This window comes from Rhodococcus sp. NPDC019647, assembly GCF_044389235.1.
GTDB lineage: Bacteria > Actinomycetota > Actinomycetes > Mycobacteriales > Mycobacteriaceae > Rhodococcus_F > Rhodococcus_F oxybenzonivorans.
The window spans coordinates 26,728-40,168 of the sequence record NZ_JBIRXS010000025.1; the positions used below are offsets into that span (position 1 = coordinate 26,728).

Annotated in this window: 11 protein-coding genes and 1 pseudogene; 11 read left to right on the plus strand and 1 reads right to left on the minus strand. The window is 59.2% G+C overall.

Annotated elements, in window-relative coordinates:
• Window positions 1-27: 27 nt before the first annotated feature.
• Window positions 28-150: a hypothetical protein gene (locus ACH49N_RS29935; RefSeq protein WP_358276371.1), complete on the minus strand. Its 123-nt coding sequence runs from the start codon at window positions 148-150 to the stop codon at window positions 28-30.
• Window positions 151-658: 508 nt separating this feature from the next.
• On the opposite strand from ACH49N_RS29935, the gene ACH49N_RS29940 reads away from it, so the two are divergent.
• The 11 genes and pseudogenes from ACH49N_RS29940 to ACH49N_RS29990 all read left to right on the plus strand — a co-directional run bounded on the left by ACH49N_RS29940 (window position 659) and on the right by ACH49N_RS29990 (window position 13,411).
• Window positions 659-2,002 carry an MFS transporter gene (locus ACH49N_RS29940; protein WP_358276372.1) on the plus strand — a complete coding sequence of 448 codons (1,344 nt, stop codon included), beginning with the start codon at window positions 659-661 and terminating at the stop codon, window positions 2,000-2,002.
• A gap of 2 nt (window positions 2,003-2,004) precedes the next feature.
• On the plus strand, window positions 2,005-3,327 hold the full coding sequence (locus ACH49N_RS29945) for an SLC13 family permease (protein WP_358276374.1): 1,323 nt from the start codon (window positions 2,005-2,007) through the stop codon (window positions 3,325-3,327).
• Between the two features lie 35 nt (window positions 3,328-3,362).
• On the plus strand, window positions 3,363-4,097 hold the full coding sequence (locus tag ACH49N_RS29950) for a hypothetical protein (protein WP_358276375.1): 735 nt from the start codon (window positions 3,363-3,365) through the stop codon (window positions 4,095-4,097).
• 1,655 nt (window positions 4,098-5,752) lie between these two features.
• Window positions 5,753-5,875 (plus strand): annotated as a pseudogene (locus ACH49N_RS29955) (helix-turn-helix domain-containing protein); the annotation flags it as partial.
• A 102-nt stretch (window positions 5,876-5,977) separates the two neighbouring features.
• Window positions 5,978-6,523, plus strand: coding sequence for an IclR family transcriptional regulator C-terminal domain-containing protein (locus tag ACH49N_RS29960; protein WP_358276445.1), 546 nt, complete (start codon window positions 5,978-5,980; stop codon window positions 6,521-6,523).
• Between the two features lie 226 nt (window positions 6,524-6,749).
• The gene (locus tag ACH49N_RS29965; protein WP_358276377.1) at window positions 6,750-7,337 is read left to right on the plus strand and encodes a nuclear transport factor 2 family protein; all 588 of its coding nucleotides are present in this window, start codon (window positions 6,750-6,752) and stop codon (window positions 7,335-7,337) included.
• Window positions 7,334-8,419, plus strand: coding sequence for an amidohydrolase family protein (locus ACH49N_RS29970; protein ID WP_358276379.1), 1,086 nt, complete (start codon window positions 7,334-7,336; stop codon window positions 8,417-8,419). The genes ACH49N_RS29965 and ACH49N_RS29970 overlap by 4 nt, the downstream gene beginning before the upstream one ends.
• Complete coding sequence (locus ACH49N_RS29975; RefSeq protein WP_358276380.1) at window positions 8,416-9,192, plus strand: SDR family oxidoreductase; 777 nt, start codon at window positions 8,416-8,418, stop codon at window positions 9,190-9,192. Before ACH49N_RS29970 ends, ACH49N_RS29975 begins: the two co-directional genes overlap by 4 nt.
• A 412-nt stretch (window positions 9,193-9,604) precedes the next feature.
• Window positions 9,605-10,921: an MFS transporter gene (locus ACH49N_RS29980; protein ID WP_358276446.1), complete on the plus strand. Its 1,317-nt coding sequence runs from the start codon at window positions 9,605-9,607 to the stop codon at window positions 10,919-10,921.
• A gap of 189 nt (window positions 10,922-11,110) precedes the next feature.
• Window positions 11,111-12,460, plus strand: coding sequence for an MFS transporter (locus ACH49N_RS29985; protein WP_358276381.1), 1,350 nt, complete (start codon window positions 11,111-11,113; stop codon window positions 12,458-12,460).
• 138 nt (window positions 12,461-12,598) lie between these two features.
• A complete protein-coding gene (locus tag ACH49N_RS29990) occupies window positions 12,599-13,411 on the plus strand; it encodes an enoyl-CoA hydratase/isomerase family protein (RefSeq protein ID WP_358276382.1) in 813 nt (270 codons plus the stop codon).
• Window positions 13,412-13,441 lie beyond the last annotated feature (30 nt).

The window sequence follows — 13,441 nt, forward strand, 5'->3', positions numbered from 1 at the left end:
ATCGCCGCCGCCCGCACACGGGCGCGATCACACAACTCGTCGCGAATCCGCCGCCACACTCCCACACGGACCCCGGGCGAAGATCGCGTACACCGCGGTTGCGGACGGGACCTCCGTCGGCAGTTGCCGCCACGCGACACCACCCCGCACGACATAGAAGATGGCGCCGAGTACCAAACGGCAACAAGGTCTTCGGGCCGACTACCACGGCCTGCGGTGTTACCGGCGGGCAGAAGCAGGGGTTCGAAGAGCGCGCATGTGCGTGCGGATGACCCAGAAGCGCTGATTGCTCATGCTGCGAACTCTGTCGGCCTTCTTATGTGACCCATCTGAACGCCTTCGCCATCGCCTTGTGTTTCGCGCCACAGCTTGCCGTTGACTTGCCGCAAATCACACTATAATCTATGCGTACTTACGGATCTGCGTTCCTATATCGGGATGCAACCGCGGAAGCGCTGCACTCAGTGGATCGGACCTAGGAGTCGCAGCGCAGGCCAGGTTCATGCTCCTTGAGTTGTCCGAATCACTTCGGACCTTCGCACCGTTCAATCAGACAGCGGCATTTCAGGATTGGGAGCGATCAGTGACGCCTACTCCACCAAGAGGTTTTGACGATTCAGGCACGCTTTCTAGAGAAGAGTCTCGGCCAGCTGGTCCGATGGAGGTACGCGCAGTAGCAAGCGGCGCGCTCGGCTCCGCGCTCGAGTACTTCGACTTCGCGGTTTATGGCGCGTTCGCCGCGACAATCTTTCCGACGCTCTTCTTCTCGGAGCTTGGATCGACAGGAGCGCTCCTGGCCTCGTTTGCGACGTTCGGCGTCGGATTCGCTGCCAGGCCAATCGGTGCCGTCGCCTTCGGGCAACTCGGCGACCGATTCGGACGTCGACCGATACTTTTCGCGACGCTGCTGCTGATTGGGGGGTCGTCGATTCTCATCGGACTGCTCCCGACCGGGCACGGGTTCGCGATCGCAGCCATTCTCGTGGGGTTGCGGTTCATTCAAGGCTTCTCACTTGGAGGTGAAACGACAGGTAGCCAGCTCATGACTATGGAGCATGGGGATCCCAGCCGGCGCGGGCTTCTGGGCTCATTCATCAACATGGGCTCCCCGATCAGCCAAGTGCTGGCCAATCTCACATTGGTTGCCTTGAGTGCAAACCTCACCACTGATCAATTTCAATCCTGGGGTTGGAGGTTGCCATTTCTTGGAAGCGTTCTGATTGTGGCAACAGCTGTATACATCCGACTCAAGCTGGAAGAAACGCCAGCCTTCGTGGCGCAACAACGTGCGGCGGAGAGGGGGAAGCAGGCGAAAGATACCGGTCTCCGCGTGCTCGTCACGCATCCGCGCAAGGTTGCCCAGCTGACACTCGGCTGGGGCGGACCAGCTTTGGCGTTCTACCTCGTCGCGGTCTACGGATTGAGCTACCTGTCAAAAGATACCGGAATGTCCTCGGAAACAACTTTCTTGATTCTGATGATCGCAAATGGTCTGTCGGTTGTATCCTGCGTGGCCGGTGGCTGGCTGTCCGACCGCATCGGACGTAAGACCGTCATGATTTGCGGGATATCAGGGAGCTTCGCCGGGATTGCACTCTTCTTTACGGTCGCCGGAAGCGGCGGCGTGATCGCAACTGGTCTGATAGTGGCACTTACGCTCTGCTCAACCCAGTTCATCAGCGGTTCGCAACCAGCTCTGTTCGCGGAACAGTTCCCCACAGAGGTGAGATTTTCCGGCGCAGCTCTCTCGCACACCTTGGCCAACCTGATCTTCTCAGCACCGTCCCCGTTTCTCGCAGCCGCGTTGGTCGCAGTTGGCGGAACGAATCTCGTCATGGCGTTCACACTTGTCGTGCTTGTGGCTTCGGCGATCGCGATTTCGCGTTTGAAGGACGGGCGTCATGTGGTTCTGTCGGAATTTACTCAGTCGAGAGCGGAACGACCGAAAACTGCTTTACATGCTGAGTCCGCACGGTCCCGCATCCTACGAACCGGAAAGTGACAATGACTTCCATACAGATCCTGTCCTTGATATTTCTCGCAATAACGTTCGTTGCAGCGACATTGTGGAAGATAAATCTGGGAATTCTGACCCTGGTCGCCGCTTTCCTCATTACCTCTATCGCTGGACTGCCTGTCGATACAATCTCGGAAGGTTTCCCTGCTAGCGTCGTTCTCCTGTTGGTCGGTGTCACATTCTTTTTCACTGTCGTGAATGCGAGTCACACGATGGACTACGTGATGGAAGGCCTCTTGAGACTGATTGGCGGTCGAGTCGCCATGGTGCCTTTCATCTTTTTCGCCTTGGCTACGTTCGCGGTGGCAATCGGGACTTACTCAGCCGCCGTAGCGGCGTTGCTCCTTCCCATTGCGATGCGCTTTGCTCGTGACTATTCGGTGAGTTCTTTGCTTATGGGGCTGATGGTGATACATGGAGTTATCGCAGGTGTGTTCAGTCCTATTGCAATCGACGGGATCTTCACGGACGGAGTGCTGACCGAGGCTGGTGTTCCGTCGTTCCCGATGCAACTTTTCCTTAGTCACCTTGCGGTGCATGGCATTGTCTGCGTGGCAGCATTCTGCTTGTTCGGAGGATTGAAACTCATTCGGGCCCCGCGGCAGATCGGCCCGACTACTGCAGTAGATTCGGATACGAACGGGGACGGCTCGGGAGGTCCACGTCCGCGAGGTTCCGGCACTACGATGACGCTCTCGACCGAGAAGGCAGTTCTTGGTCGACCGACTCTGTATCAGGCTTGCACGATGACGTCGCTGGTGGTGCTCGTTGTATCGGCGGCAGGCTTCGGACTGGATGTCGGGTATGTCGCACTGACGCTCGGTGTTGTTTTGGCGCTGGTGTTCGAACGCAAGAACGACGGTCTCGTCCAGAAAATGCCATGGTTCGCAATGATGTTGGTGACCGGAGTCCTTTGTTATATAGCAGTACTTACCGAGATTGGAACCCTCGAGGCGATCGGCAATCTGCTGGCCGGATTCGAGTCGCCTGCGCAGGCGGTCCTTGCTCTCTCGTTTGTCAGTGCAATCACCTCGGCATTTGCATCTTCTCTGGGCGTGCTTGGAGTCAATCTGCCTCTGGCAGTGGATGTGTACTCCTCTGCGGGGATGAGTACCCTCAGCGTGTTCGGACCAGTCACTATCGCAAGTACGATAGTGGACGCCAGCCCCATGGGTATCGGAGGCGCGCTCGTCCTGGCGAACGCCATGCCCGAGGAACGGCCGTCTCTCCTGCGTAAGTTGCTGCTATGGGGTCTTTCGATGATTGTTATCGGCCCACTCTTGTCGTGGGTCATATTCACCGTCTTTTGATCTCGTTTGAATCTTGACGCTTTAAAAAGATCGTCATGCACGATGCAGTTGGAGGGACAGGTGTGGAGAGTCTAAAAGGCGGTTATCCACAGATCGTCGGATATGTCGGCGGCCAGGCAGCTGCACGAGATATCGACGACCTCGAATTACAATCCGCGCGGCGCGCCCTTCGGTTGTTGAAGGCTCGTTTAACGGCTGACGAAATGGATCGATTGCTCAGAAGGGACCTCGACGAATCCGATGCCAGGTGGCGCCACTGGGCCGCGAATTCTGACGGATCGTGGCGAGCGTCGGAGGTTGACTTCAAAATATCTGGCTTGACGAAAGCCCAGTTTACCGAATGGTGGTCGACCGCATTGGACGACCTTCCTGACGTTGTCTTTCCCGCCTTTCCCGAGCACTACCGGTTCGGGTGGGTCGACGACCCGAGGCGAGTTGCCGATCAGTGTTATCTTGTCGTAGAGGAACTCGGGCACGTCCCTTTTCGGATGTACGCGACATTCGACTCTGGTTCGGCACCGATCGACCCGTTGCCGGGTTACGAAGTACTATCAGCTGGCGTCGGTCGGTTGGCCGACGGGACAGAGGTAGCGCGGTTCATGACCCAGGTGAAGGAACAGTCGAGTGGATTCGCTCTTCGAACTGGGCTGTACTTCGTTTCTGCCGCAACGGACGACGTCGTTCATTCCCACATTGATCAGTTGCTGGTGGAATGGACTCGTTGGTTCGAAATGGCTATATTGCATTTCCGGCCTGTACTTCGAGACTGAGCCCGCACAGGCCCTGCTTGGGTTCCTGCTTATTCGCCCGGAGAGCTATCGAGAAATAACAAAGCCCGCCTGTCCGATGGCGTGATTTCGAAGGTGAGGAATGAGAGAAAGCCGAGGCCCGCTTTTACGACTCTTCAACCTTGAAAACCGTGCGAGTTCGTCGATTATTGGCGTGCGACCGCGGCGAACTGCCGCTGAAGGCGCCGCCGGTCGCACATCGTCGTTGCGGCCACCGCGCAGCCCACGTCAGCCACGCGCCACTCGCCGGGTGGTACTGTTCGCTCGCCCCGATCGACGACTGACTCTCAGTCCCCATAATCTGGTCGACGAGGCATCGGTGGTGAGACCGGCAGCGTGAGGAATTACCTGCGATACAGCTATGAGCAGCAACAAAGCAGCATTCGGCAGGAAGTACTTGGATGGCGGGTTTCGGTCCACCCCGAGCGGAGTCTAATGAGCCACACGCTGGGCAGGCAACGCCGCAATCGCCTCGTCGGCCCGGAGCTCGGCGCATCGACGGTGAAGACCGCTGTTTCAGCGAAATTGCGAGCACGTAGGACAATTCGAGGCCTCGCAGGGCACGGAGTCGGCGCACCTGCCCATATACCGCGTCCCCGGTGACTTATCGTGCCGGCACACCGGCGGCGACGGCGCGCTCAAGCATCGCGAGCGCCCGCTCGGGTTGGTCACAAACTCGGGGGCGGCGGAATCCCGGCGTCCGCGTAGCGGGCGCGGTCGTCGGTCCAGGCTTTGGGCAGGTACAGCTCTCGGTCGGTCAGCGTTCGACCCGTTGGGGTGACATAGGTCAGCAACAGCTCGTCACAGTCCTAGAATTAGAAATTGAGCAGCCGCTGCATGCCCTCCCGAGCCGGTGTCACCCGCCGCCTCCGCGAGCGTCCACCCGTTCTTGCATTCGACCTCACCGTGCAGCCCGCACGTTGCGCCCATCCGGCGCCGCGGCTCCACCCGCGGAAACCAATGGGCCAAATCCACACAGAACGCGGTGTGTGCCCTGCCGGCCACTTCAGTGCCATGGTCGCCGAACTCGAAACAGTCCTACACCCCGTGCCACTCGCTCGATGCCACTCCTTGAGTGCATTCCGAGATCCGGTCGCACGCCCAGTTTCCGCCGAACTGCGGATGCTCGGCCCTTGTGAGGAATGCCGCCGACACTGCTGCGAAGAAGCCGGACCGGACCGGCCGTATTCGGCCACCGTCGCAATTTGTAGGCATTTATCGAATGTGGCCCATAAACGTTGGGTACTACGACGAGTTTCGATGCAAGTCGAAACGCGATGCAGGAGATCACCGAAACCGGAAAGTTCTTGATCTGGCTGAGCGACAATCATCGGGGCCACTATCGACGCACTCACCCGGGACAGCGTAGGCGATTACTTTTCCACCGGCACCACTACCCGCATGGACATCGATACCTGTCGTCTGCGGCGCGCCGAAGCACGCGGAGCGTGCGGTCGTGCGGTCGTGCGTCGGACGGTGCCTCCGGTGAACAAACCCGAGATGCGTGGCAAGATAGAGGACACGACCAACTGCGCCCTATTCCCCGAATAGACCTCGCATCTATAGGCAGAGCGGCGTGCGCTCATACTCATGCAATGGCCCGTAGTAAATCTGGGGAATCGATCCTCACCCGCGTCATGCGCATCCTTGAGTCGTTCGGACCGGCGAGTCCTGAACTCACAATCTCACAGCTGGCTGAGCGCGCTGATCTCCCCCTTTCAACAGCGCATCGCCTCGTCCATGACATGGTCAATCACGGAATGCTCGATCGGCACGACTCTGGGAATTTCCGTATGGGAACTGAGATGTGGGAGCTCGCCACACGTTGCTCTCGAGTTGGGTTGCGCGAAGCGTCGGCGCCGGTGCTGGAGAGCCTCCACGTCGTCGTCCGGCAACACGTTCAGCTTGCTGTGCTCGTCGACGGCCAGATCTTGTTCATCGAACGACTCAGTTCTCGGGGCGCGGTGCCAAACATTGCGAAGATCGCTACGCGACTCCCCCCTTACGCCTGTTCTGCAGGACTGGTTTTTCTCGCCTTCGGCCCGGACGACCTCCGAGCAGATGTGTTGGCCGGTGAGTTCACTCAATTCACGCCACGATCGATCACCGATGCCACGCGGCTCAGGCGCGTTCTTGCGGCCACTCGACGTAACGGTTACGGAGTGGCCTCCGAGTTAATCAATGTCGGCAGTAAGGGGTTGGCTGTCCCAGTTCACGGGGCCGACGGCGAGGTCGTCGCAGCACTGTCGATCGTCATCCAACATGACGCCGACCACCAGCCCTGGGTCCCGATGCTCAAGGCAGCGTCACGCTCCATCTCGCAGAGTCTGGGAGCCCCAAGTCTGGGAGACGACGACGTGCATCGCATCCACAACTTCCAGAACCCCGGCTACGCACCCTTTCATTGAATGGAAGAAGCCCTTGTGTCGGCAGTCACGTCCTCATACGTTGCGACGGCGACGTGGCTACGAGTCACCGCCCCAGCCAAAGTGAGGTTCACATGGTCGACATTCAGGCCAGATCGAAGGCCAGCGTGCCGCGTCGTAAATGCAAAGACCAGCCCAACGGGGTCTTAGTAGACGTGGACCTACGCATCTCGCTGGTGCTCCCGACAGAATCGAAGGACATGCCTCTATGACGGATTTACAACCAAAAGCGCAGTCCATGTTGGATCGATTGACCGCCGAAAACAACGTGCGCCGCGTTCTCGCCGACTACTGCCACGGTGTCGATCGGAAAAACTGGGACCTGGTTCGCCAGTGTTATCACGACGACGCCACAGACTCCCACGGAGCGTTCAATGGAACGGTGCCCGACCTGCTGCAGTGGATGCGAGATAGTCACCAGCACGTGTCTTCGTCATTCCATGTGCTGACAAACGTCCGGGTGATGCTCACAGACGATCTCCAAACGGCGCACACTGAGAGCTACTGCATGAGCTTCAAAGAGGTGTCGCCGGGCGGGTTCGACGCCTACGCCACCTCCGCCACGTCCTTATCGCGTTCGGCCCGACGTACCGTCGCGTGTCGATACGTCGACCATTTTGAAGACCGCCCGGGCGTGGGGTGGCGCATCACCTCCCGCGTGGTCGCTATCGACTGGATCCGACGCGACGACGGCGAAATGTTCCTCCCAATCGACCCCTCTTGGACGAGATCCCAACGCGACCGGAGCGATGCCTTCTACGCGGAAGTGCCAGCGAAAGAGCAGGTGAAGCGATGAGCGCCACCGAGACCGATGCCAATATCACCACCCGACGACACGCTGAGGATGCACTCGAACCAGATCTGGTGATCGTGGACCCGCACCACCACCTGTGGCCAGACGGACAAGTACGTGTGCCACCTGCGCCAGGAGATCCCGACGATGCGGGCACGACCGTTGCCGTTGCGACCGCGTACTCGCTTGACGACCTTCGCCAGGATGTCAGCGGCGGGCATTCTGTCACCGAGACCGTATACGTGGAGTGCCTATCGCACTATCACGACCAGGGTCCACACGAGCTACGTTCAGTGGGCGAAACCTCCTGGGTGGCGGAGCAGGGGAACCAGGAGTCGACCGGACTTCTCAGCGGCATTGTCGGTTACGCCGATATGTTGCTCGGCGCCGAGACAGGCCGGGTACTGGACGCTCACCTTCTGGCCGCGGGGAGCAGGTTCAAGGGCGTCAGGTACACCGTGTCATGGGATCCCCATGTCGATGCTTACGTCAGTCCCCGCAAGCCAGCTGCCGGGGTCTTGCTCGCGCCTGCCTTCGGCCGTGGCGTCGCCGAGCTCGCACGGCGCAGCCTGGTCTTCGAGACGTGGTGCTACTTCCATCAACTGTTGGAGTTATGCGAGATGGCCAGACAGCATCCCGAACTGACCATCGTCCTGAACCACTTGGGCGGACCTGCCGCAAACGGACCCTACGCAGGACGGCGGCGCGAGGTGCTTGAGTCCTGGCGGCGTGGGATTCACGAGGTCAGTGAGTGCCCCAACATCGTCCTGAAACTCGGCGCCATCGGCATGCCCGTGTTCGTCGAGCCATCATTCCTCGCAAGCGCACCGCATTCGTCGCAAACGATCGCCGATTACTGGGGGCCGGAGCTTCGTTTCTGCATCGAGACCTTGGGGCCAGAGCGCTGCATGTTCGAGAGCAACTTTCCGGTGGATTCCCACCTGTGCGACTACGTAACGCTGTGGAACTCCTTCAAGCTCGTCACGGCGTCCTATGCCCCGCACTGGCGTGAGAAGCTCTTCGCCGGAACTGCGCGCCAGACCTACAAGCTCGAACCCCAGCGGTTCGAAAGGGCACCGATATGAACAACAACTACCGCGCCGCAATCGTCACGGGGGCAGCCTCAGGGATCGGTTTGGAAACGGCCCGACTCTTTGCGAGCCAGGGCTATGACGTCGCACTAGTTGATCGAGACCACTCGCGTCTCCTTCATGCCATCGATCAGATCCATACGGACAGTCAGATTCATGCTGTGGCCGCCGATTTATCGACGGTGCCCGGGGCCCGGTCGGCGATCGAAACTTCGATTGCCGCCTTGCCCCACGCTGAGACCCTCGTCTGTTGCGCAGGTGTACTGCAGCCGGGCAACTTACTGGAACTGCGTGTCGATTCGTGGGACGAGATGTTCGACCTGCACGCACGTGCGCCTGTTCTTATGGCGCAGAGTTTCATCGCGAGCACACGAACTTCGGCGCTGGCGAATCCCCGTCGCCACCGCATCGTCGCAGTCTCCTCCACCGCAGCCGTCCGGCCGCGAGCAGGCAATGGCGCCTACGCCGCAAGCAAGTCGGCGCTGAACATGGCCTTTCGGGTCCTCGCGGTGGAAGTGGCACCATTCGGCTTCAACGTTAACGTCGTAACACCGGGACTCACTAACACTCCGATGGTCACGGCAGGCACCGACAACGCGGGCACGTCGGGGTGGCAGCCCAGCAGCATGCCGCCTGTTGGACGAATGGCCGAGCCCTCCGACATCGCGTCGGGCATTCGCTTCCTTTGTGGCGAGGACGCGTCCTTCGTTACCGGCGCGAACCTGGTCATCGACGGGGGTAGCAGCGCCGCCGTCCGAGGCGGCTAGCTGTTCGCGTCCCCTAGTTCTCATGTGCAATACCCACGGTGGACACCCAGTTTCTCGGCCTGGATGGTCTCTCACAGACCTGCACGTGTTTGGCATCACGAGGATCCTGAGCGCGACGGCGAAGGCTGATTCTCATGCCAGGGCCTGGCTGCTCTGCTGCCCATGCCCCCGGTGTCCACGTGAGGTTCGAGGGGCAGGGCGGGAGACGCCGTACCCGCACGCAATCTTTATACATACAGGGACATCAGCAATCTTCGATCTCAGTCACATCGCGACCGGCACCGAGTGCTGAGCGCGGCACTGAACCCCTGGATCCCGAGGGAGATACGTAACGAGCGCCGGCTTCGGCCATCATCAATATCCAATCCGGACCCATACAAAGGAAGTTTGCACGGTGACAAACCAACCGGTCGTGCAGGACGCAGACAGCGGAGCGGCTGAACCGAGGTCAGGCCCCGCACAACAGTCGACACTAAGGGTCGTGCGCGCCGCAGTTGTCGGAACGCTCGTCGAATACTATGACTTCGGCATCTACGGCTATATGGCGACGACCCTCGCCGCACTCTTCTTCACTACGGAAGATCCATCGGCCGCCCTATTGGGAACCTTTGCAGCATTTGGCGTTGCGTTCTTCCTTCGGGTGCCAGGCGGAATATTCTTCGGACATCTCGGAGACAAGTACGGCCGCAAGAATGCACTGTCTTGGACAATTCTGTTAATGGTGTTCGCGACAGTGTTTATGGGCTTCCTACCGACTTACGCCACCTTCGGCCTGTGGGCAACCGCAATGCTCGTGCTCGTGCGATGTCTTCAGGGCTTCGCCGCAGGGGGAGAGCTCGGAGGAGCCAACGTGTTCGTAGCAGAGTCAGCCCCATCACGATGGCGAGCGACCCAGACCTCGTTGGTCCTGACCGGCAGCTATTTGGGATCGTTGGCAGCTTCTCTGGTAGGCCTAGCGATACACTCGGCGTTCTCCCAAGATCAGATCCTCGCCTGGGCATGGAGGATGCCGTTTGTGCTGAGCCTGGTACTCGGCGTCGTGGGTGTCTGGATTCGATCCCAAATGGAAGACACTCCGCAGTTCGCTGAATTGGAGGACAAGGGCGCGGTCAAGAAGCTGCCAATCACGGAACTGTTGAAGACATCGCGCGGCAATGTCGTTAAGGTCGCCTTGCTTGGATCATTCACTTCCGGTGGCTTCTATATTGGCTCGGTCTATTCAGTGTCATATCTGCAAACCGTGGGAGGCCATTCATCGACCTTGGCGTTCGCCTCGACGTCGATTGCCTTGATCGTTGGTATTCCTGTTCTACCGTTCTCCGGCTACCTCGCCGACACGTACGGCCGAAAAAAGGTCATTGCTGGCAGTGGTGCTGCTGCCGTGATCCTCGCTGTTCCGATGTTCAGTCTAATGGCCGGCGAGGAAGTTTGGCAGGCAGTAGTAGGGCAGACGGTTCTGTTTGCTAGCGTCTCGATGGTTCTGGGCGTGTCATATGCAGCGTGGGCCGAGATGTTCAAAGCTTCGGTGCGCTACAGCGGCTTAGCCCTCGGGAACAATATTGCGGTTACACTCTTCGGTGGAACCGCGCCATTCATTGCGACCTTCCTGGTCGACGCTACTGGAAGTTCTATGGCACCCGCTGGCTATTTTATTGTCTGCGCGGCCATAACCTTCTTCACTGTCTTTTCCATCGAGGAAACAAAAGGAACGATGTTGAGAATTGATTAGACGGGCAAGCCCCTTGGCAGGGTTGTGAGTTTAGTGACGCGAAACTTGTCAAGGCGCCTGTGGCCGGAATCGACTAATCCAATCAATGGAAACTGCAGTTGTTCAGCGCAGCCACATCCTGGTTACTTTCGTAGATACGTAAACGCATTCGCAGGACCGACTAATCTCTGTTTGGAAGGTGGAACCGACATGACCACGAGTTCGATGCGCCCAAGCCCGCCAACCAAGCCACAACGTCGCCGCCGCTTCAGCGTGATGGAGAAACGCGTCACCGTGAGCGGGGCGCTAGGATCGTCGCTCGAGTACTTCGACTTCGTGATCTTCGGCGCTCTCTCGGCTACCTTGTTCCCGGATCTCTTCTTCTCCGGGCTCGGTGAAACTGGCAGTCTCTTGGCATCGTTTGCGACGTTCGGACTTGGCTTCGCCGCCAGGCCGATCGGCGCGATCTTTTTCGGCCATCTCGGAGATCGAGTCGGCCGGGTCGCGGTCCTCTACGTGACGCTCCTCATCATGGGGATCTCGTCGGCCCTAATCGGCCTGCTCCCGACCGGCCAGGGAATAGGTATTGCCGTGATCATCGTCGGTCTCCGCCTAATTCAGGGCTTCTCGCTCGGCGGCGAGGTTACCGGCAACCAACTTATGGCCGTTGAGCATGCGGACGCAGGGCGACGCGGTCTGCTCGGAGCTCTGGTCAACGTTGGGGCACCATTCAGTCAAATCGTCGCCAACATGGTCCTGGTTGTCATGACCGGCATTCTGTCCGAGGAGCAGTGGATGACCTGGGGCTGGCGCGTCCCGTTCCTGTCAAGCATCCTGCTCGTGGCTCTGACCGTCTACATACGGCGAAAGATCGAAGAGACACCGGCTTTCGTTGCGGATCAGACGAGTGACGCACCATCGGGCGGTGACACACCTTCCTCAGCTGACTCGGCCGGGCTCCCCGGGCTGCGCAGTGAGTGGCGCACGGTACTCAAACTGACGTTGGCGTGGGCGGGACCTTCCATGTGCTTCGACCTTATTGCCGTCTACGGGTTGACTTTCATGACCGACAGCGTCGGCATCTCGAGTCAAACGAGCTTCCGTGTCCTCCTGGTGGCTAACCTCGTGTCTCTTCCGTGCTGCCTACTAGGAGGCTGGATCAGCGACCGGTTCGACCGCAAACGAGTCTTTTTCTCAGGATTGGTCGGTGTCGCCGTAGGTAGCGTGGCATTCTTCACTATCGGCGCTGCCGGGGCACTGCCGCTATTAATTCTGTTCGCCGTCCTCACCGTCGGGTCGTGCCTATTCCTCTATGGAATGCAACCGGTCCTTTTCGCCGAGCAGTTCCCGACCAGGTTCCGCTTTTCGGGGTGCGCGATCTCATTCACTCTCGCCAACCTGTTGTTCTCGGCCTTTGCTCCGCTCATCGCGACTGCTTTGGTTGCCGTCGGCGGTACCCCCGCAATTTTGTGGTACACCATGCCGACTCTTGCGTTGTCAGCTGTTGCGGTTTCAACCATGAGATCGAAATCTGAACTGAGTTCGCCGAGTTCGGCCTAGCACTGCGAAGCGGTAGTTCCCAATCACGACCCACCGACCAGGTGAAGATACCTATGACAGCTCACACCAATTCTTGAAAAAGACCCGGACCCGATGAGGGTCGACCCCTCTAGACACCACTACGAACAAGGAGCGCAAATGACGACTGACTATGCGACATACCGAAGACTCACCTTCGAGCGACCCGCCCTTGGAGTACTCCTGGTAACGCTGAACCGACCCGAAGCCGACAACGCTGCGGACGAAACCATGCATACCGAGCTCGCCCGGGTGTGGAGCGACATCTCGGCCGATCCCGAGACTCGGGCCGTCGTCGTCACCGGCGCCGGCGCCTCGTTCTCCTCCGGCGGGGACCTAGACATGGTGGAGCGCATGGCTGGCAACTACGATCAAGTCACGTCGATGCTGTCGGAGATCAGTGATGTCGTCTACAACATGATCAACTGTGACAAGCCAATCATCTCCGCCATTAACGGCAACGCAGTGGGCGCCGGACTTGTGGTGCCCTTGCTTGCGGACATTTCGATCTGCGCCGAGGACGCCATGCTGGGAGCGGGGCACGTTAAACTCGGCGTGGCATCTGGAAATCACTCTGCAATCATATGGCCACTCCTTGTCGGAATGGCTAAAGCGCGCTACTACTTGCTCACTGGTGACCAGGTGAGCGGCACCGAGGCCGAGCGGATCGGACTGGTTACCAAGGTATTACCTCGCAAGGAGGTTCTTGACGACGCTCTCCGAGTGGCCGAGACGCTCGCACAAGGATCGCAGCTCGCTATCCGACTTACGAAACGCACATTGAACAACTGGCTCAGGAGCGCTGGCCCGATCTTCGACCAGTCAACCGCCTACGAGATGCTTTGTTTCCTCGGCCCCGACGTTATTGAAGCAATCGCAGCGCGTAGGGAAGGCCGATCTCCTCTGTTTCCGACAGCCAGCAACGGGGGGTGACGTGCAAAATACGACCAGGCGGTTGTTCGG

What these genes read in the sequence shown, in the direction of transcription:
- ACH49N_RS29970 (WP_358276379.1), top strand. Translation starts at nt 7,334, where the DNA reads ATGAGCGCCACCGAGACCGATGCCAATATCACCACCCGACGACACGCT.
- ACH49N_RS29945 (WP_358276374.1), top strand. Translation starts at nt 2,005, where the DNA reads ATGACTTCCATACAGATCCTGTCCTTGATATTTCTCGCAATAACGTTC.
- ACH49N_RS29975 (WP_358276380.1), top strand. Translation starts at nt 8,416, where the DNA reads ATGAACAACAACTACCGCGCCGCAATCGTCACGGGGGCAGCCTCAGGG.
- ACH49N_RS29985 (WP_358276381.1), top strand. Translation starts at nt 11,111, where the DNA reads ATGACCACGAGTTCGATGCGCCCAAGCCCGCCAACCAAGCCACAACGT.
- ACH49N_RS29965 (WP_358276377.1), top strand. Translation starts at nt 6,750, where the DNA reads ATGACGGATTTACAACCAAAAGCGCAGTCCATGTTGGATCGATTGACC.
- ACH49N_RS29990 (WP_358276382.1), top strand. Translation starts at nt 12,599, where the DNA reads ATGACGACTGACTATGCGACATACCGAAGACTCACCTTCGAGCGACCC.
- ACH49N_RS29940 (WP_358276372.1), top strand. Translation starts at nt 659, where the DNA reads ATGGAGGTACGCGCAGTAGCAAGCGGCGCGCTCGGCTCCGCGCTCGAG.
- ACH49N_RS29950 (WP_358276375.1), top strand. Translation starts at nt 3,363, where the DNA reads ATGCACGATGCAGTTGGAGGGACAGGTGTGGAGAGTCTAAAAGGCGGT.